Source organism: Nonlabens sp. Ci31 (genome assembly GCF_012974865.1).
GTDB lineage: Bacteria > Bacteroidota > Bacteroidia > Flavobacteriales > Flavobacteriaceae > Nonlabens.
Genome location: NZ_CP043633.1, coordinates 1,383,609 through 1,402,610 on the forward strand (window position 1 = coordinate 1,383,609; position 19,002 = coordinate 1,402,610).

16 protein-coding genes are annotated in these 19,002 nt (G+C 36.4%); 6 read left to right on the forward strand and 10 right to left on the reverse strand.

The genetic code is table 11. The features are described from left to right. The first annotated feature begins 102 nt into the window (after positions 1-102). Positions 103-1,512 (forward strand): hypothetical protein, encoded by a 1,410-nt coding sequence (locus tag F0365_RS06215; protein ID WP_169932907.1) that lies wholly within the window; start codon positions 103-105, stop codon positions 1,510-1,512. 5 nt (positions 1,513-1,517) lie between these two features. Beyond that, complete coding sequence (locus F0365_RS06220) at positions 1,518-1,958, forward strand: hypothetical protein (RefSeq protein ID WP_169932908.1); 441 nt, start codon at positions 1,518-1,520, stop codon at positions 1,956-1,958. A gap of 509 nt (positions 1,959-2,467) precedes the next feature. Here F0365_RS06220 and folK read toward each other — a convergent pair. Further along, positions 2,468-3,607 carry a 2-amino-4-hydroxy-6-hydroxymethyldihydropteridine diphosphokinase gene (folK, locus tag F0365_RS06225; protein ID WP_317169844.1) on the reverse strand — a complete coding sequence of 380 codons (1,140 nt, stop codon included), beginning with the start codon at positions 3,605-3,607 and terminating at the stop codon, positions 2,468-2,470. 56 nt (positions 3,608-3,663) lie between these two features. Here folK and F0365_RS06230 point away from each other — a divergent pair, with 56 nt between their 5' ends. Further along, positions 3,664-4,362 (forward strand): queuosine precursor transporter, encoded by a 699-nt coding sequence (locus F0365_RS06230; protein ID WP_169932909.1) that lies wholly within the window; start codon positions 3,664-3,666, stop codon positions 4,360-4,362. A 9-nt stretch (positions 4,363-4,371) separates the two neighbouring features. Further along, positions 4,372-7,065 carry an AsmA-like C-terminal region-containing protein gene (locus F0365_RS06235; protein WP_169932910.1) on the forward strand — a complete coding sequence of 898 codons (2,694 nt, stop codon included), beginning with the start codon at positions 4,372-4,374 and terminating at the stop codon, positions 7,063-7,065. Positions 7,066-7,126: 61 nt separating this feature from the next. On the opposite strand, the gene F0365_RS06240 is transcribed toward F0365_RS06235, so the two are convergent. From F0365_RS06240 to F0365_RS06260, 5 genes are all read right to left on the reverse strand, one after another. Continuing rightward, a complete protein-coding gene (locus F0365_RS06240; protein WP_169932911.1) occupies positions 7,127-7,954 on the reverse strand; it encodes a TIGR03915 family putative DNA repair protein in 828 nt (275 codons plus the stop codon). A gap of 134 nt (positions 7,955-8,088) precedes the next feature. After that, positions 8,089-11,211: a DNA polymerase III subunit alpha gene (locus F0365_RS06245; protein ID WP_240961924.1), complete on the reverse strand. Its 3,123-nt coding sequence runs from the start codon at positions 11,209-11,211 to the stop codon at positions 8,089-8,091. A 212-nt stretch (positions 11,212-11,423) separates the two neighbouring features. Beyond that, on the reverse strand, positions 11,424-12,641 hold the full coding sequence (gene dinB, locus F0365_RS06250) for a DNA polymerase IV (protein ID WP_169932912.1): 1,218 nt from the start codon (positions 12,639-12,641) through the stop codon (positions 11,424-11,426). 348 nt (positions 12,642-12,989) lie between these two features. Next, complete coding sequence (locus tag F0365_RS06255) at positions 12,990-13,274, reverse strand: hypothetical protein (RefSeq protein WP_169932913.1); 285 nt, start codon at positions 13,272-13,274, stop codon at positions 12,990-12,992. A gap of 13 nt (positions 13,275-13,287) precedes the next feature. Beyond that, positions 13,288-14,115: an SOS response-associated peptidase gene (locus F0365_RS06260; RefSeq protein ID WP_169932914.1), complete on the reverse strand. Its 828-nt coding sequence runs from the start codon at positions 14,113-14,115 to the stop codon at positions 13,288-13,290. A gap of 131 nt (positions 14,116-14,246) precedes the next feature. Between F0365_RS06260 and F0365_RS06265 the strand changes: the two genes are divergently transcribed. Further along, positions 14,247-15,017 (forward strand): helix-turn-helix transcriptional regulator, encoded by a 771-nt coding sequence (locus tag F0365_RS06265; protein ID WP_169932915.1) that lies wholly within the window; start codon positions 14,247-14,249, stop codon positions 15,015-15,017. A 48-nt stretch (positions 15,018-15,065) separates the two neighbouring features. Here the strand turns inward: F0365_RS06265 and F0365_RS06270 are convergent, their stop codons facing one another. Beyond that, positions 15,066-15,287, reverse strand: a complete 222-nt coding sequence (locus tag F0365_RS06270) for a hypothetical protein (protein WP_169932916.1) — start codon at positions 15,285-15,287, stop codon at positions 15,066-15,068. A 185-nt stretch (positions 15,288-15,472) separates the two neighbouring features. Here F0365_RS06270 and F0365_RS06275 point away from each other — a divergent pair, with 185 nt between their 5' ends. Beyond that, a complete protein-coding gene (locus tag F0365_RS06275) occupies positions 15,473-16,132 on the forward strand; it encodes a DUF2461 domain-containing protein (protein ID WP_169932917.1) in 660 nt (219 codons plus the stop codon). A gap of 6 nt (positions 16,133-16,138) precedes the next feature. Here the strand turns inward: F0365_RS06275 and F0365_RS06280 are convergent, their stop codons facing one another. From F0365_RS06280 to F0365_RS06290, 3 genes are all read right to left on the reverse strand, one after another. After that, positions 16,139-16,618, reverse strand: coding sequence for a hypothetical protein (locus tag F0365_RS06280; RefSeq protein ID WP_169932918.1), 480 nt, complete (start codon positions 16,616-16,618; stop codon positions 16,139-16,141). A 114-nt stretch (positions 16,619-16,732) separates the two neighbouring features. Beyond that, the gene (locus tag F0365_RS06285) at positions 16,733-17,707 is read right to left on the reverse strand and encodes a carboxypeptidase-like regulatory domain-containing protein (RefSeq protein WP_169932919.1); all 975 of its coding nucleotides are present in this window, start codon (positions 17,705-17,707) and stop codon (positions 16,733-16,735) included. After that, entirely contained in the window at positions 17,685-18,950 is a 1,266-nt protein-coding gene (locus F0365_RS06290; protein WP_169932920.1) for a 3-deoxy-D-manno-octulosonic acid transferase, read from the reverse strand. The genes F0365_RS06285 and F0365_RS06290 overlap by 23 nt, the downstream gene beginning before the upstream one ends. Positions 18,951-19,002: the final 52 nt, after the last annotated feature.

The window sequence follows — 19,002 nt, forward strand, 5'->3', positions numbered from 1 at the left end:
TTTTTTTAATAGTTCAAAACTCTTTATATTTAAGAGTTAATTCAAACCTTTAAATTATGTTTAAACACAGAAACACAGAAATTTAACTGGGTCATACCGTTTTTGTTCACACTCACTGCATTCATTTTTATTGTAAGTAGTTGTGAGCGAGATGCTGTTATAGAAGAGGAAACCAATCTAAAAGAAAGTACCATACAAGTTAATAAGATAACCAAAGAACAAATGTTATCTAACCATGAGTTAAAGAGATCGCTATCAGAAATTACCTCTAAATCAAAGAATCAACTTCTTAGCGTTTATGACAGCGTCAATCAATTGTTTATTGATGACACTTATGCAAGTCAAATTATAAGTGGTGATTATGAAAGTTATAATATACCTGCGTATAAAATAAACCAAGATTCTACCGTATTGTATAACGTGTTTTTAGAAAAACAGATGGATGGTACTTTTGAATCCTATTTGTTGAGCTATTATTATCAAAACAATGTAGATGCAGATTTAAGTCAAGAAGTTATATCTTTCTCAAAAGAACAACTATCTACAAATTTTCAAATTAATACTGATTTTAGAACCTGTGGACTTAGTGGAGTTACGTGTAATTGTTACACTCTCATGAGAGAATATGTTGACCTTGAAAATTATGTTTATAGATGGGATTATGTGGCATGCACTAATGAAAGCATTGACGATGGAGATAGCGCAAGCGGCGGTATTCCTTCTAACGACCCTCCTGATTCAAACGTACCCAGCGATCCTATCGACTCTAATCCTATAGATACAAATCCAGAAGAAAATCAAGGTAGTAATGGAGGCTTTAGCGATGGTACTACCATCATAGGAGCTACAGATAGTAATTGCCCACAATCAAGTGTACCATCACTGGGAGATGGGAGGTGTGGATCGCTTTCTGATCCTATCATTGGCGATGAACAATTTATTACTATTGATGGACCAGAAGAGGAAATTACTGATATTGCAGATTATTTAGCTGTTTTTGATATGTCATCATCAGCAGTAATTACCATTCAAGTTGATCAACCAATACCAAATTCAAGGGAACCTTTTGTCGTTGATGGAATAAACGTAGATGTTGGTCATTCTTTTTTGACCATCCAACAGGGTTCTACAGTTAGGAGCTTTGGATTTTATCCAGATGGAATAAGCAAACCTACAGCCCCTACTGAATCAGGTATTTTTGGTAATGATCAAGTTCATGAAATTGATGTAAACGGTAATGTGAACGCCACAGCATCTGAATTAAGCAGAATTATCGCATTGGCAATACAATATAGCAACGAGGACTATAATTTAAACAATCAGAATTGTACTGATTTTGTTTTGGACGCTTCAAATATATTAGGTCTAAATTTTGGAGATGCTGGAGGTACGTGGTTACTTGGTGCAGGATCAAATATAGGAGCTTTAGGACAAGTGCTCAGAAGTCAAATTAACTCAGGTAACTTAAATGGCAGTACTTCAACTGGAACTAGCCCATTAAATTCAAATTAATTTTTATGAAATATTTTATTTTTATTTTACTAATCAATTCTTGTGTTCATCTAAATGAAAATCAAGATCAGAAATCAATAGCAAAAAACTTTGCTTATGATTTATATTTTACAGAAAAAACCTATGATACTGTATTAGAGGAGTATACCGTTTTAACAAAAGATGAGATTACCAAGGGAGGTGATTACCTAAAACAAATCTTTAATATGTATAGAGAATCAAGTAAAGACAAAACTGTACGCGATAAGGATGATTTGAAAGTGGAAAAATATGAAGTAAAAAAACATAAGGATATTGTCCATTATGATATGGACTTAAATTATGATTATTACATATATTTTATTGAAGATGAACCATTAGGAACAGTCATATTCAACAAAAAAAATAAGATTGTTTCTTTCTTTCCCGAAATCCATAAACCAAAAACAAAAAACAAAAGCTATTAAAGCTGCATTTCTAATAGATATAGTTAATAGTTATCAAGGATTCTTAGAAAAACAGAAATAACTTTTATGTTCAAAATAGATGATGACTCCTTTATTCCTTTACTGATTCAAGCGGTTATTGTGTTATTTAATATCTTTTTGATTATCATAATAATTAGATGGATAAGAAAAAGGTTAAAAAAATCAAAAATTTCTTAATTGAATAATCAAGTAGGATTTATAATGTTTAAGTCTTTCACTTTTTATTGTTCAAATTTATAAAAAAATTAAAAACAGGAATAAATAGCACCTTTTAAAGCACATCTAAGGATGCGAGCTTTTAAAAAATGTACTTGTAAAGTGCAAGTCTTATTTTAAAAAATGCAAATGGTTTAAGCTATTACAAATACCTTAAAAAACCATCGCACCACAGAGGTGCTCTCAATTTGATTTTTTTATCGTATCGTATTTTAAAAACGTAAAGTATTTATTTTTATAGATGCGGACTTAAGTCCGCATCTATGAAAATATCAATCCTCTAGGATCTTCTCCAAAACCTTCAAATAATCCTCCTGATTATTTACAAAGTCCAGATCTGTTACATCGATCACTTTTACTTTGAGTTCTTGTTGTGATCTTATAAATTCGGCATAGCCTTGTTGGATTTTTGAGAGGTAGCTGGCTTCTATATTTTGCTCGTAATCGCGACCGCGTTTTTTAATATTTTCTAGCAACCGCTCTTCGGTCTGGTAGAGGTAAACGTATAAGTCGGGCTTTACCAGTTCTTTATACATCATATTAAAAAGACGTTTGTACAACGAGTATTCTTCTTTTTCTAGGGTTATTTTACTAAAAATCAAAGATTTGATCACGTAATAATCTGCAATGGTAAATTCTTTAAAGAGATCTTGTTGCGCTACTTCATCACTTAATTGCTGGTAACGATCGGCCAGAAAAGACATTTCTAAGGGGAACGAATAGCGTTCTTTATCTTTATAGAAAAGCGGTAAAAAAGGATTGTCTGCAAAACGTTCTAAGACTTGTTTGGCATTAAAATCTTCTGATAGTTTATGGGTCAGGCTGGTTTTTCCACTTCCTATATTCCCTTCTACAGCTATAAAGTTGAGGTCTTGGATGGGATACCGCTTTCGCGAAAGCGGAATTTCAAAATCTACCATCTTTTCTAAAGGCTCTAGAGTACTCGAAAGCTCTGCCATGCTTTTATTCAAAATAGGATGTATAACCTTATAAGCAATGTCCACTAGTGGTTGCAGGACAAAATTGCGTTCGTGCATTCTTGGATGCGGTATTTGTAAATCAGGAGTAGTGATCACTTGATCATCAAAAAGAACAATGTCTAAGTCAATCACCCGATCCTCATAATTTTTACCAGTGCGAGGCACTCGACCCATATCACGCTCTATTTGTTGTAAAATAGCAATTGTCTCTTGTGCATTTTTACGGGTATTTACTAGAATGCACGTATTTAAAAAATCGCCTCCAGTAAATCCCGCCGCAGGGACTTCATAAACACTCGCAGTGGAAATGATCAAGCCTAGACGTTGCTCCATACGACGAGAAGCGTCCAGCAAGTGCTGTTTTCTATCACCCAGGTTGCTTCCTAAAGCGATGAATGTTTTATGATTATGATTGGAGTGGATGTTCTTAATTTTTGCAGCAAATTAAGGAATATTGACCAACTCTTGAACTACTTTTACGACTAATTATGAAGACACTCACAGGTAAAAAGTTACAGCTCGCACACCGTATTTATCTCGTATTAGCTGCTTTATTCATTTGCTCGCTGGTCGTTTCTAATTTGATTTTTCAAAAGTTTTTTTACTGGAATCCATTCGGTTGGTTTAATTTTGAAATTTCGGTAGGATTATTGCCCTATCCTATTACCTTTTTGGTTACCGATTTAGTGAGTGAGATTTATGGACGTCGCAAGGCAAATGATTTGGTACTGGCAGGAATATTTGCATCGGTTTTTAGTCTTGGGATAATAGCTGTGGCTGACGTTGCTCCTGCGATTGATGCAAGTCCTATACAAGACGCTGTTTTTAATAAAGTTTTTGGCGCGACAACTATTGCAGTGATGGCTAGTATGACCGCTTACTTGTTTGCTCAATTTATAGATATCCAGATTTATCATTTTTGGAAAAGAATTACAGGTGGCAAAATGCTTTGGTTGCGCAACAACTTCAGTACTATATTTTCACAGTTTGTTGACACTATGAGCGTCTTATTATTGTTATGTTATTATGAAGTCTTATCCTGGGAACAATTCTGGCCTTTATTAATAGCTGGATTTCTCTTTAAGATGCTTGTTGCATTGCTAGACACGCCATTATTATATGGAGGCGTTTTCATTTTTAGGCGACTGTTCGGGTTGGAAATGGGAGAAGAAATAAAAATTGATTAAAAAAACATCATGAAAAAAATATTTAAAATAGCAGGAATTACCTTGCTCGCTGTGATCATCTTGATTGTAGCTGCGCCTTTTTTCTTTAAAGACCAAATTGCCCAAATCATTAAGGACAAGCTCAATGCTTCTATGGAGGCGCAAATTGATTTTGCTGAGGTAGATTTGAGTCTTTTCAGATCATTCCCAGACGCACAACTCCACATAGAAGGTTTTTCTATCATCAATAAAGCCCCATTTGCCGGTGATACGTTGTTTTACGGTAAAGAAGTGAAACTAGACCTGCCTATAGGTGATTTGTTTAACGACGCTAGCGAGCCTATTCATATTAACGAGCTGATGGTTAATCAAGCGGTTGCAAGATTTACAGTAGATGAAAACGGCAATTCTAGTTGGGATATTGCTAAGGATACCGCTTCCGCGAAAGCTAATGATCCACAAGTCACTGAGGAAGGTACAGGATTCTCTTTTGACTTAAAACATTACGAGGTGACAGACTCTGAACTTACTTACGAAGATACCTCCACTAAAAATAAGCTCGTGCTTTCTAATATAAATCACTCTGGAAACGGAGATTTTTCATTAGGCAAGAGTACGTTAGCCACCTACACAGAGGCATTAGTTTTTTACGGGTTGGACGGTATGCAATACTTATCTGGTCAAAAGGTAAAACTGGATGCAGATATTCTTATGGATTTAGATAATCAAAAATATACCTTTCAAGAAAACAAAGGCTTTGTCAATGATCTAGAATTAAAGATGAATGGTTTTGTACAATTAGAGGAATTGTATACGATGGTTGATGTAAGTTTTGAGACACCATCATCTGACTTTAAAAACTTCTTTGCTGTAATTCCAGAAACCTATCGTAAAAATTTAGACGGCATCACTACCACCGGAGATTTTATAGTAAACGGTATCATAAAGGGGGAATTAGATGATAATCGCATTCCTAAAATGGATATCAAGATCAGCTCAAAAAATGCTTCTTTTAAATATCCAGATTTACCTAAAACAGTTACGAACATCAATATAGATGCACAACTTAAAAACGATACAGGAAATGTCGACGATACTTATTTCAACGTGGCGCAAACCTCTTTTAATATTGGGAGTGATAGAATAAGCGGTAATGCAATGATCAAAAACCTGACAACTAATATGGATATTGATCTAAATGCAAAGGGGAATCTAGACTTTCAAAACCTAGCTCAAGCATTTCCTTTGCCAGAAGACATGAATATTGACGGGAAGTTAGCATTGGATATGGCAGCTAAGTTTGATATGGAAAGCATCGAGAAAGAACGCTATGAACGTATCAATACTAGAGGAACGGCCAGCCTTACCAACTTCAGATATGAAGGTGATGCACTTATCAAACCTTTAGTGATTAAGAAGGCGAGTATTGATATGACTACCTCTAGAATAGAGCTAAAAGATTTTGATGCTCAAACAGGCAATACCGATTTAAATGCAAAGGGTACCATCAATAATTTGCTCGGATTTTTGCTTCAAGACCAAGACTTAAAAGGAACTTTTACTTTAAAGTCTAACACACTAGACGCTGCCGATTTTATGACAGCTGTAGAGGTGGCTCCTGCCCAAAAAGCAAACCAAACAACTCAAACATCCACATCTGCAACAACTGAAGATGCGATTAAGATTCCAGCTTTTCTGGATGCCAACTTAGATTTCCAAGCAAATCGAGTGTTGTACGATGGTCTAGAGCTCAAAAACGTAAGCGGTGTAGCTTTGATTAGAGATGAAACTTTGACCTTAAACAATACGACGACTGATATTTTTGACGGTAACATAGCTGTCAACGGTTCAGTTTCCACTAAGGGAGCTACTCCAGTTTTCAATATGGCGCTGGACATGAAGAATCTAGATATCGCAAAGTCTTTTGAAGGTTTTGATATGTTTAAATCCTTTGTTCCTATTATTAGTGCTTTACAAGGTAAGATCAATACAGATATAGCCCTTTCGGGGTCATTAGATAAGCAACTTTCTCCTATTTTGAGTACACTGGCAGGAGATGCTATTGCACAATTACTGACTAAAGAAATCAATGCTACTAATAACCCGTTATTAGGTAAATTAGATCAAAAATTGAGTTTTATAAATCTTAATAAATTTGATGTTTCTGAAATTACAACCAAGCTTAATTTTAAAGATGGAGCGGTGCAAGTAGCACCATTTGATTTTAATATCAAAGGGATTAAGGCTACGGCGAGTGGTAAGCACAGTCTTACTAATGAGATGGATTATACCTTGTCATTAGATGTTCCTGCAAAATACTTTGGTAAAGAAGGTGCCAGCTTACTTTCTAAATTAGAGGACAAGGAAGTGGAAAGTATCTCAGTTCTGGTACCGGTTAAGTTTACAGGTTCATTTTTGAGTCCTAAAATTGATTTGAATCTTGATCTTGCGGTAAAAAACTTAACCAATCAAATTATAGAGATCCAAAAACAAAAATTAAAAGACAAAGGAGAAGAAGCAGTAGGTAGTGCTATTGGTGATCTTATTAACGGAAATAACCCTTTAAATGGTATTAAGGATGTGATAGGGGGTAATGGAAAACCTAAAGACTCTACTAGTACTGCTAAGCCACAAGACCCAATTAAGGAAGCTGCGGGGAATGCTATTAAAGACTTGTTTGGGCGTAAAAGAAAGAAAGTGGCAGATACTACCAAAACAAAATAGGTTTTTAGAAAATGAAATGTAGAGCTTCTCAATTATCTTTTTGAGGAGCTTTTTTTGTTCCTTATATTTTTTCGCTTAAATATTTCCAACCCCTTTTTGGCACATATTGTAAGTGTAGTTTTAGATTTTTTCTAGACTTGATATTGGTGCTATTAAAATATTGATTCCAGAGATCTTTGTAGTTGATCTCGCTGGAGTTTATACGTAGCGCAGTCGCACTGCGAAAGCTACCTGACACAGCAATAGCACTGTTTTTTTCTGAAACACTAGTATTTAAAACGCCACCTTGACCACGGGCTTTTTTAAAATCAATTTGGACTTCTTGCACCGTTTCTAGATCATAGCTGATTCCAAAATTGCGTTTTAAGTCATAAATAATCCACTTCTGGTCTGTATAAAGGTTTTTAAAATGACCAGCTATAAGTGGTAGTACGTTAAAGTCTGGTTCTATATTAGCATAGTAGATTTCTTCATCGATCAATTGTAAACGCACAAAGGCCTCCATACGCTGTTTCTCGTGATGCACCATTTTTGCCGCTTGAGTAATCTTCAGAACCGTAGAGTTAGCACAGTCACCACTTGGTGGTTTTTGAGCACTGAAAGTCATTTTTAAATACTCATAAATCGTGTTTTCGATTCCGATGATTTCACTTAAAAAAGCACAGTATACCTGATGAGAATCTTGGTGCTCGCATAAAGAGTTAAAACGTTTCCATACACGTTGCGCCTTATCAGGATCTGTAATAACCAGTTCTGTACCCTCAAAAAGGTCGTTTTGCTCACGAGAGTCTAAAGCGATGATGGGCAGTTTGATCTTGCGATCGTAAATAGTGAAAATAGCCGTCATCAAACCGTTTAAACTACCGTCATATAAAAGCGTAGTGGTCATGAGAAAATATTTAATTGGTGACTGGAATCCTTATGTTGTTTGCTGCTAGGGTTGATCATGTTCAGGTATCTTATCTATTTTGTTTTTTCATGCCGTGGCAGGAAGGCATGGGTTACGACTATCTCGCTTTCTATTCATATCTCGATGGATTTATCTGGTAATTCTTGTTTGCGATACCCATTGCTATTTCCCATTCTGCGATCTTTTAGGTTGGACTGTTTATCCAGTCGCTGCATCGTCTGCGGATTCTCTTCTGCATACCGTGGGTCTTGAATGTAATCTGCTTTTTGCATGTCGTGGACCTCGATGGAATAGAAATCAAACTCTTCCACAACCTTGCCGTATATTTTATAGATGCCACTACCTCTAAAATGGATTTTTGCTGCTACTGGAGGAAACATAACCGTATCAAAAAAATGACCCTTACAATCTAAAAAAGTACCAAACTGCATGCGTTTTCCTTTTGCCGTATGCGTTGTTTTGATATTTACTACGTAGCCATAAATCAAAATCATTTTCTTGTTATGCGCTTTCATGTCTTCACGACTATGATTGTTTTTAGGCAGCTCTACTAATAAGTCAAAATGGGAACACAATGGAAAACCTAAAAGTTCTATCTGTTCATAAGCCAATTCCTGATTTGTAGTATGGAGTTGAGGGATTTTGGCTTCTCTATACTCTGGAACAAACAGTTTGTTTTGAATATATTTTTGTGGTGATTTATCAAGTTTATAATGTGCTTGCCACAACAATTCATAACGATCCATTGCTGTAAACCTAAAAGCATTGATGCGTATTAAAATAGAAAGCTGATCCATACTGATAAAGACACGATTGATAAAGTCTTCTAGAGAGGTAAACCTTCCGTTCAAATGTCGCGCTTCTATGATGCGTACCATGGTTTTTCTCTCTAGTTCCTTGAGGTAACTGTAGCCTAGATAGATACTTCTTCCTTTAATAATGTTTGCAATATTGCTGTGATTAACACAGGGTGATTCTATAACAGCACCACACATTTTTGCTTCGTGTACGTAGAGTTCAGGTTGGTAAAAGCCACCGCCATTATTAAGTGTTGCTGTCATGTATTCTAACGGGAAATAACATTTTAAGTACAGACTTTGATAACTTTCTACAGCATAAGATGCAGAGTGACCTTTGGCAAAAGCGTAACCAGCAAAACTCTTAATTTGATTCCATATTTCTTTAGTTTGCTCTGGATCATGTCCTAAATCGATACAATTCTGAAAGTATTTTTGTTCCACTTTTTGAAATTCTTCACGGGATCGGTACTTACCGCTCATTCCACGGCGCAGTACATCTGCTTCGGCAAGGTCTAGTTTTGCATAGTAATGTGCTACCTTGATCACGTCTTCTTGATAAACCATGATGCCATAGGTTTCGGGCATAATTCCTTGCATGATGGGGTGTGCGTCCTTGCGTTTTTCTGGATATCGAGTGCGTAAAATAAACTCGCGCATCATCCCACTCTGTGCTACTCCGGGACGTATGACAGAGCTGGCAGCAACCAGTCCTATATAATCATTAGTAGCGAGTTTGCTGAGCAACATTCTCATAGCTGGAGACTCTATATAAAAGCAACCTATGCATTTTGCCTGTGAGATCATCTTATTGATTTCAGGGTCTTTCATAAACTTCTTTACATCAGTATGTAGGTTTGCTATAGGGGCATCTGGCTGGTTGTATTTAATAATCTCAATCGTGTCGCGTATTTTTCCCAAACCACGTTGCGCAAGAATATCAAATTTATGAATCCCAGCATCTTCGGCAATATGCATGTCAAACTGTACGGTACGGTAGCCTTTAGGAGGCAAACTTGTAGCGCTGTAATAGTGAATAGGTTTTTCGGTTATGAGAATTCCGCCAGCGTGAATGCTGGTGTAGTTGGGCATGTTTTTTATCAAATGACTGTATTTCAAAACCAATTGGTGCATTTGATCCAGACGTTCGGGGTGGAAATTACCTGTGGTGAGCATGTCAATATCTGCCTTTGGAAGACCAAAAACTTTCCCTAATTCTCTGATAACCGCACGGTACTGAAAGGTGTTGTAGGTGGCAAGCAGGGCGACATGATCAAATTCTTCAAAAATAAATCGAGTAATATCTTCCCGATCATCCCAAGAGAAATCAATATCAAAGTCTGGCGGACTCGACCTGTAGTCGTTGATGAAACGTTCAAAATAAAGATCGAGTTCTATGGGGTCTACTTCTGTGATCTGTAACAAATAGGCAAGAATACTGTTAGCTCCACTACCGCGACCTACGTAAAAGTAGCTTTTGCTACGTGCGTATTCACAAATACGCCAATTGATCAAAAAATAGGTGACAAAACCTTTCTTTTTTACAACACTTATTTCCTTTTCTATACGCTCAAAAACGTCTGTTTTATCTTCTTTATCTCCGTATCTATTTGCCACACCAGCATAAGCAAGTGTTCTTAGTTTTTGGTAATCTATCTCCTTACTGTCTGAATAGAGGTGTTGATTTGCATTGAGTTGAGCGTTCTCAAAGTCAAAATAGATCTTGCACTTTGCTAATAGGCATTTTGTGTTTTCAATGATAAAAGGATATGCTATAAAGAGTTCTTCTATTTCAAGAATAGGAATCATCTGATCTTCAAAATATCCTTGTTGAGACTCTGGCAACTGACTCAAAAGAATATTTAAATCCACACACCGCAGCAATCGGTGAGCGTTAAAATCTTTTCTTGTTCTAAAAGTCACTGTTTGCATGACCACTAACCGGTCCTTCATTTTTACATATGCTGTAAAAGGAAGTTTGCGTAATGCGGCGATAGAGATTCCTATAAATTCGCTTTCGCGAAAGCGAGTTTTCTCTAGCTCCACTACCATTTTAAATGGATATATGACAAAAGCATTATCAAAGGCTGGTGCCTGATCTGGAAATGGAATTTTGTTTTCTAGATGAAAGGATAAGTACTCGTTGAGTTCCTGAAATCCTTCGTTATTTTTAGCCATTCCTACGTACAGTTGTTGGTGCTTGTTTCTAAAATCAATACCTATCACTGCATTAAGATTGCTTTGAATACAAAGCCTAATAAAGTTAAGGCACGCACTGGTGTTGTTGATATCAGTTAGAACAATGGTTTTTACTCCGTTTTCTAGCGCAAGTGTTATCAGCTCTTCTTCATTAAAGGTGCCGTAACGCAAGGAGTAATAGGTATGGTTGTTTAGGTACAAATTAGTTGGTGAGTTTGTTTTATTTAAAGTGGTTTTCAAGAGTCTCAATCTTCAATAGGTAATTCATAACGAGCAGGGAGGTTTTTGAAATGCGTAATTAATTTGTTGGTTGTTCTGTTTTTCAATGTATAGGGCTTATTTCAATGTGCACCTATATTTTTTTAATTTTCCCTAATCCTATAGTTTGCAATGTGCGTTTATAACAAATAGTGATCCATCAAGCTGTGTTCTTATAATAACTAATAAAGGATTCATTGTTTGCGATGTGCGAGCACGACAGGGGGTAATCCATTAAAAGGATTTAGTATTCGGCCTATGGTTTTTGCTTCCATACCAGCAGCTCTCATCACGGTTCTATCTCCATATTTTTCTCTTATTTTATCTAGTGCGTTATACAAATTGAGTTCGGTTTCATTATCGTCAAAAAGATTGATCTGGTAATGACCATTTACAATATGTGAAAACCGGATCCCTATAAGCCGGATCAATAACCTGCGGTTGTAAAGTTTTTCAAACACCTCCAATATGCGAGGTATCAAAATATGATCAGCGCTGCAATAAGGAATACGCATCTGTTTGGTGTAGGTGTTGAAGTCAGAGTATTTTATTTTCACGTTAATGCAACCGGTGAGTTTATCGCCACGTCTGAGTTGAAAAGCAAGGTTTTCAGTCATGGCGATAAGAATGGAATTCAGTTTTTTTACATCAATGGTATCTCTATCAAAGGTGCGTTCGGTACTGATGGATTTACGCTCATTAAAAGCAACAACAGGTCGGTTATCCACTCCTTGAGCACGACGCCATATCATACTGCCGTTTTTACCCAATACGTTGATGAGCATTTCTTCAGGCATTTCTTGAATGGTATGAATGCGTTTTACACCTAGATGTCTTAGGGTTTGATAGGTTTTATCTCCTACTTGCGGAATCTTTTTTACAGACAGTGGGGCCATGAAGTTTTTTTCTTCCCCGTAATTGATCATCAATTGGTTGTTAGGTTTTGCTTCTCCAGTAGCGATTTTGGAAACAACTTTATTAATAGAAAGACCAAAGGAAATAGGCAGTCCTGTTTCTTTGATTACTTTCTTGCGCAATTCTGTTGCCAGCTTATAACAGCCATAAAACCGATCCATTCCAGAGAGATCTGCATAGAATTCATCTATACTTGATTTTTCAAAAAGAGGAGTTTCTTGTTTGATGATTTCAGTGACTTCATCAGAGTGTTTAGAATAAGTCCCTGCATTACCTCTTATGACAACTGCTTCTGGGCAAAGCTGCCTTGCCAGTTTCATAGACATGCCACTGTGTACTCCATAGCCTCTTGTTTCATAACTGCAAGCAGCAACGACGCCACGATCGCTAGTTCCACCTACGAGTAGAGGTCGGTTTTCAAGACGTGAATCCATCTTTCTCTCTACAGAAACGTAGAAAGTGTCTAGATCTAAATGCATGATGTGTTTATCGGTCATATATTTCTTTTCTGCTTATGCAGGATCTTTTAATTTATATGGTCATTCTGCTACAGAGCGGAATCGCTTTAAGCAGGAATCTTTTAATTTATATGGTCATTCTGTTGCAGAGCGTAATCGCTTTGTTGTATCTCGAGGTTATTTAATTTCTCGATTAAAATTATTTATCAGGTTTAAAACCTAGGAGATTACTCACTAAAGGTTTCTTTTAATTTCCAACTTTCTTCAATACGAAACTTCACAAGTTGAACCATCACTTCACTTAAAACAATCGGTTAAAAAACCTCACAGAAATAGTTCTGTGAGGTTGATGAAATAACGAGTTTGTTATTTTATGTTTTGTAGCTACTAATCGATCATATTTTTAATGACCAGATCATTTACTGTAGGTTCCATAAAGCTTACAAAGCCTTCTTTTTCAATTTCATTTTTAAAATAAATACCATTTTGTTGTACTACCTCATGAAGTGTGTGGTATACTTTATGGATAAGGTCTTCCGTTTCGGCAACTTTATCAGACCAGGTCTTTACCTTGTGCACGACCTTCATTGTAGCTTGCTTACCAGCTTTTCTAGTAATCAGAAGCTGTTCTACTCGTTGCGCTAGTTCTGTTTTTATGAGTTCTATATTCATGTCTGTAGTCATTTTAAAATAAAATAAATTGATCTCCTTCTACAAGACGCTCTTCTCTGATGGCGTATTCATCTTCTTCAGCAAACTTGAGTCTTTCATATAGACAGCGGTCGTAATCTTTGAAAAGCTTATCTCCTATAGGTTTTAGAAGCTCTAAGCTATTTGCTTCTGGGTTTTTTATTTTTTGTGAGATAGGATAAGCATTGAATCCTTTAGAGTCAAATGGTTGCATCATTCTAGAAAGCTCTGCGGGAGCGATGTCTGGATTGAGCCACTTTTCTTCATCTTCTCTACTCAATACTACCGGAGCCCTGTGGTGCTCTATTCTTTGTGTAAGTCTATTTGCTGCACTGGTAATGATGGCAACGGTATGATGCAATTCTCCAGTTAATGGATGTTGCCAGGTGTCATAAATTCCAGCTAGAGCAAAAGGGCCGCGATCACGATTAGGATATACGATAAATGGTTTATTAAGCTTCTCTTGTTTAGGACCTTCTATAAAGGCATCTACAAGAACTAGACAACGTTGAGATTTAATCGCATGACGGAACATAGGCTTATTAAATATACCCATAGCTCCTTTATAATTAGGATCGTTTTCTATGTTTAAACTTCCCTCACTGCGCGCATTGATCATGTACGTCTGTTTGTGAGCCCAGTGAGGGGTGTAACCTAAAGTAAACAGCTGTATATGGTTAGGTTGCTCGCTTGTAATGACAGGTATCTTATTACCTGCGCTTATGTTCACGTTTTCTTTGAGTTCAACACCTATTACGAAGGCGGCATTAAACCGCTTTTCTAAATCTACTGCTGGTGTAATTATCGTTGCTCTTCCACACATAATTATAGTTTTATGGAAATATTCCAAGAATTATTTCCGTTCACGATTCAAATATATGGAAATATTCCAACATTATGGAAATATTCCAGTGTTAAAATTGGAATTATTCCTAAAAGACCTATATTTGTCTTATGGCACAAGAGATTCCAACAGAAGCAAAAAGATTCAAACAGGTACGAGAGGACTTGGGGAAAACGCAAAGTGAGTTTGCAGACTTGCTTAATGCAGGTAGCACAACTGCAGATATAGAGCGCGGTAAAAAGAAAATTACAGGCAAGATTGTAACAGAGTTATTACGACAGTTTAACGTGAACCCGTTGTGGCTGTATGGAAATAGTTATAACAAATATTTAGAGACGAGTACAAGCACAGCGCCTAAGATCATTACTATGGATACTAATGATCGTGAAAATATGGTTATGGTGCCTATTAAAGCGAGTGCTGGTTATGCAAGTAATGTACTAGACACCGACTGGTATAACGAATTGCCCGCATTTCATATACCACTGCCTCAATATAGGGAAGGAAGTTACCGCGCTTTCCAAGTACAAGGAGATAGTATGCTGCCTGTATTACAGCCGCACGAATGGGTCATGGGAAAAGCGGTAGAAAGTGTGCGTACAGCAAATGACAATCGCATTCATGTTGTCGTTACTGCAGATAGTGTCTTAGTAAAGAAATTGCGCAAGTCAGAATCACCAGAGGCGGTAAATTTGATTTCTCTTAATCGAGAATATCCAGTTATTGAGCAAGCAGTGGGGGAGATTAAAGAGCTTTGGGAAGTAAATTCAAAATTGAGTTTTGATCTAGATGTTCATGAAGGAGAAGAAGCGATGATTTCTTTAAAACAAGGACTCGATAGTTTGCGAGAAGAAATAAAAAGCATCAAAAAAGGAAGTTAATTAAAAAAGCTGCTCTAAGGCAGCTTTTTCTAATATAGAATAGAAATGTTAATTATCATCTCCTATTTTTTCAATCTCTTCGTTGATCTCTTTATTAACTTCCTTATCTACTTTTTTAGCAGTTCTCTCAAGAATTCCTTCTGATTCTTTTGTAGCTTCAGTGGAATCTACTTCCTTAACTATTGTTTTAGTTTCGGTTGTTTCTCTACATGAAGTTAATGCTGTTGCAGCTATAACTACTGCAGCAATATTTAATATGATGTTTTTCATAATAATACTATTTTATAGTAATGAGTAAAGATATGTAGGTTAAACTCTTAAATGATATATGTTTTCATAAATTTTAGGAAAATACAGTAGAGATGTCTCTTATTCAAGCCCTCTTCAAGGGCAGCATAAACTTCTTATATTTAGCTTTCGCGAAAGCGAAACAGAACAAGTAAAACTTCTATGTAATGAGCTTTTATAAATTATATGATTTCCTGCGGGATTTGCAAAAGAACAATTCCAAAGACTGGATGGACGAAAACCGTAAGCGCTACCATGAAGTACGCGATTGGTACATTGCGTGGCTTAACGAACTCGATATAGAGTTGGGAAAAGTAGATACTTATTATGTTTCTATAGACGGTCGTAAAGCTATTAATCGCATCAATAACAATTTGATGTTTCACCCTAATAAGCCTGTCTATAAGGACCATTTTGGCGCTGGCATGGATCTTAATGAGAACGGGAAACAAGGCGATTTTTATATTCATTTAGGAACTGAAGAATCCTTTATCGCTGGCGGATTTTACAAACCTAAAAAGGAATTGCTCGATTCTATAAGAGATGCCATAGATTATAACGGACAGGAGTATAAAAAGATTCTTAACAAGAAATCTTTTAAAGAAACTTTTGACGTGATCGATGACGGCGACTCTTTGAAAACTTCCCCTAAAGGGTATTCTCAAGATCATGAGCATATAGAGTTGCTGCGATTAAAAACATTTGCCGTACAGCATGATTTGACTCAAAAAGAAGTCATGCATGAAGATTTTATGCAACGTTGTGTAGAAGTCTATAAAGAAATGACTCCTTTTAGAGCTTATTTGAATAAAGCGGTAACTGTTTAGAATAGTTTATTCCACCCATTCATAAAGTTTTATTTTTCGTATCCAATGATCTTCAATTTTTTCCAAAATTATTGCCTCTCCAGAGCTGCCTCTTTGGAATCTCATGTAGGCAAGGTTCTGGTTTTTATTGAATATGGGAATGGTAAATTTTAGAAAGCTATAATTATCAGTTATCATATTGATACTATCAGCGTACTCTACAATTGATTTGTAAGAATGATTTAATTTACTTTTACCTTTTAAATCAAATATCTGGAAACCATAAGTCGATAAGGTGTCAAGATTTACACTTGTTGCATGTTTTAATTGTTGTTGAATGAATGCCGTATCGGGCTCATCTAAACTCTCGGAGATAAAGTGCAATTCACTTAATTCACCCTCTATAGGTAGAGATGGACTCATATAACCTGAACCAAAATTAGAAATCAATTCACTTTTTGATCGTAAGATTTGAATATCTGTAGTGTCTGACAAAACTTGATTCAAAAACTCAATCTTGAAGTGATCCAGAAACAAAATTTGTTTCTGGATCAGTCTCCTTGCAATTAATTAAAAAAATAGAAGCTAGCACAGCCAGGGAAAACTTTTTCATATACATTACTAATCCCTATAAAACACCTTAAAATCAGCACCCATTCCATAATCGTCGTTGCCAGATCTTACTAGTTTACTGTTTGGGTTGTAGCTCAGATCAAATAATTGCCACGTCTTATTATTGAAAAAAACACGTCTTACCCAAGTGTTTTTACCTTCTATTTCTTTAGTAAAAGGTAGAAGCGGTCGGTAAGTAGTAGAGACTTTTACGGTGCCAGTTCTGGTTTTGATATCTCTGTATTTTTTAGCTTTGATAAGTTTTCCGTCAGGTTTTGTATACCCCAATACTTGAATAGAAGCAAAGATTCCTTCTTGTGGGATGTTGATCTTTAATTCTTCTATATCTAATTCAAATGTTTCTTCGGTGGTTTGATCGATGATAAAGGTTTTTGAAGGATATAAAGACCTTCTAGCGGGACTTCCATCTTCATCAACATCATAAAAGGAAACTCTAAACATCGTGGAAAATCGGCGCAACTTCCCTTTGTTACTGGATTGACTCTCCTCCAAAACTACTGGTAATTTGAGCAGAGTGATTTGCGTTGGTTGGCCATCGTAACGATCAAATTTCACTGCGATTTCACTTTCTACTGTAGGCAACCAACAGTCAAAGTAATTATCGTGACCTATTTCTCGCTTTTTACGGTCTTTGTGTTTTCCTGTAAGAGCTGCGCTAATGATGACGGTTTCTAGTTCATCTGCTTGTTGATATAAAAATACTTCTGACTGAAGGTTCTCTACAGCGATACCTAGATCGGCATAGCCTATGCTGGAAAAGAATAAAGAGTCTACGTCATTATAGAGTTTTTTGGAGAACCTAAAACTTCCTTCATCGTCTGCAAAAGTTCCTTTGCCATTTCCAAAACTGATGGTAGCAAAAGCTATAGCTTCTTTGGTAGCCGCATCTTTTATGCTAATGTCTTGACTTAAGCCTAAGTTGAAACTTGCTATGACAAGACTAATCCAGAATAAGTTTTTCATCTATATTTTTTAAATAGTTGACAATTTCTCGCGTTGCGCCCGTATTGCTATTGATCCAGTGACCACAAATCATTCCAGTTTTATCTCTTAGATAATCGTCTTCTAGAAGTTGGTTGGTCATGGCTTCAAATTCAAGGGCGTTTTTCACAGAAAACAAACCTCCTAAATCCTCTAGTTTGCCCGCTTCAGGAAATTTTTCATAGTTCTTACCTATGATAACAGGAACACCATAAGTCGCTGCTTCTAGAATGTTATGCAAGCCTTTTGTTCCCATAGCGCCACCTACATAAGCGAGATCTGCATAGCTATAGGCTTTAGTAAGCAAACCTATGGTATCTAAGATGAGCGTCGACGCAGACTCGATATCGTGGATCACACAACCTTGAAGGCTGCTCCATTTTACAGGATGGTAGTCCAGGCTATCACACAGCTGATTGATAGAAGTAGGCGCGACTTCATGAGGAGCAATAATGATCTTGTAGTTTTTATTTTGGTCATTGTTGTTTAACCAGTTTTTCATGATCGCGATATCTTCCCACCAAGAACTTCCTATAACGAGACACTTTTTACCTCCTATAAAACTTTTTAGTTCAGTTATTGAACTATCTCTTTCTATCAATTGGCTTGCCCTATCAAACCTAGTATCACCGCTTACACTCGCATTAGTAAAGCCTAGTTTTTCTAGATTTTGAAGAGAAGAGTAATTTTGTAAAAAGAAATAGTCAAAACTCTCTAAAGAGCGGGTCATCCATTTTCCATACCAACTATTAAAAGACATTTTATCTCTAAATACCCCGCTTATAAGAATGGTTTTACAATCAGTTTCTTTGAGTGCGTTTAAATAATTAGGCCAGAATTCATACTTCACCATAATGGCAAGCGATGGTTCTACGGTTGCGATAAATTTATTTACGTTACTTACTGCGTCGATGGGCAGATAACAAACCACATCTGCAAGGTGCGTGTCTTTTTTATTCTCGTAGCCGCTAGGAGAGAAAAAAGTGAGGATGACTTGATAGTTCTTCCGGTTGATGCGTTCCAGCACAGGTACAACTTGTTCAAACTCACCTAAACTTGCTGCATGAACCCATATTTTGGGTAGCGACAACTTCACTTTTCTATCTAAAATGTCCCAAGTGCGTTCCCGACCTTGCGCACCAAGCTTTAGTTTTTTATTAAAAGCACCAGCTAGTGGTAGGCACGCTTTCGCGAAAGCGGAAAAAATATCATAAATCGTCTTCAATTATCAGTCTTTATTCAAATGTAATATAAATATTAAGGTTTGGGCATTCCTA

Bases quoted from the DNA above. Each gene is read 5' to 3' on its own strand.
- F0365_RS06220 (WP_169932908.1), top strand. From the start codon at position 1,518: ATGAAATATTTTATTTTTATTTTACTAATCAATTCTTGTGTTCATCTA.
- F0365_RS06230 (WP_169932909.1), top strand. From the start codon at position 3,664: ATGAAGACACTCACAGGTAAAAAGTTACAGCTCGCACACCGTATTTAT.
- F0365_RS06235 (WP_169932910.1), top strand. From the start codon at position 4,372: ATGAAAAAAATATTTAAAATAGCAGGAATTACCTTGCTCGCTGTGATC.
- F0365_RS06240 (WP_169932911.1), bottom strand. From the start codon at position 7,954: ATGACCACTACGCTTTTATATGACGGTAGTTTAAACGGTTTGATGACG.
- dinB (WP_169932912.1), bottom strand. From the start codon at position 12,641: ATGACCGATAAACACATCATGCATTTAGATCTAGACACTTTCTACGTT.
- F0365_RS06255 (WP_169932913.1), bottom strand. From the start codon at position 13,274: ATGAATATAGAACTCATAAAAACAGAACTAGCGCAACGAGTAGAACAG.
- F0365_RS06260 (WP_169932914.1), bottom strand. From the start codon at position 14,115: ATGTGTGGAAGAGCAACGATAATTACACCAGCAGTAGATTTAGAAAAG.
- F0365_RS06265 (WP_169932915.1), top strand. From the start codon at position 14,247: ATGGCACAAGAGATTCCAACAGAAGCAAAAAGATTCAAACAGGTACGA.
- F0365_RS06270 (WP_169932916.1), bottom strand. From the start codon at position 15,287: ATGAAAAACATCATATTAAATATTGCTGCAGTAGTTATAGCTGCAACA.
- F0365_RS06275 (WP_169932917.1), top strand. From the start codon at position 15,473: ATGAGCTTTTATAAATTATATGATTTCCTGCGGGATTTGCAAAAGAAC.
- F0365_RS06285 (WP_169932919.1), bottom strand. From the start codon at position 17,707: ATGAAAAACTTATTCTGGATTAGTCTTGTCATAGCAAGTTTCAACTTA.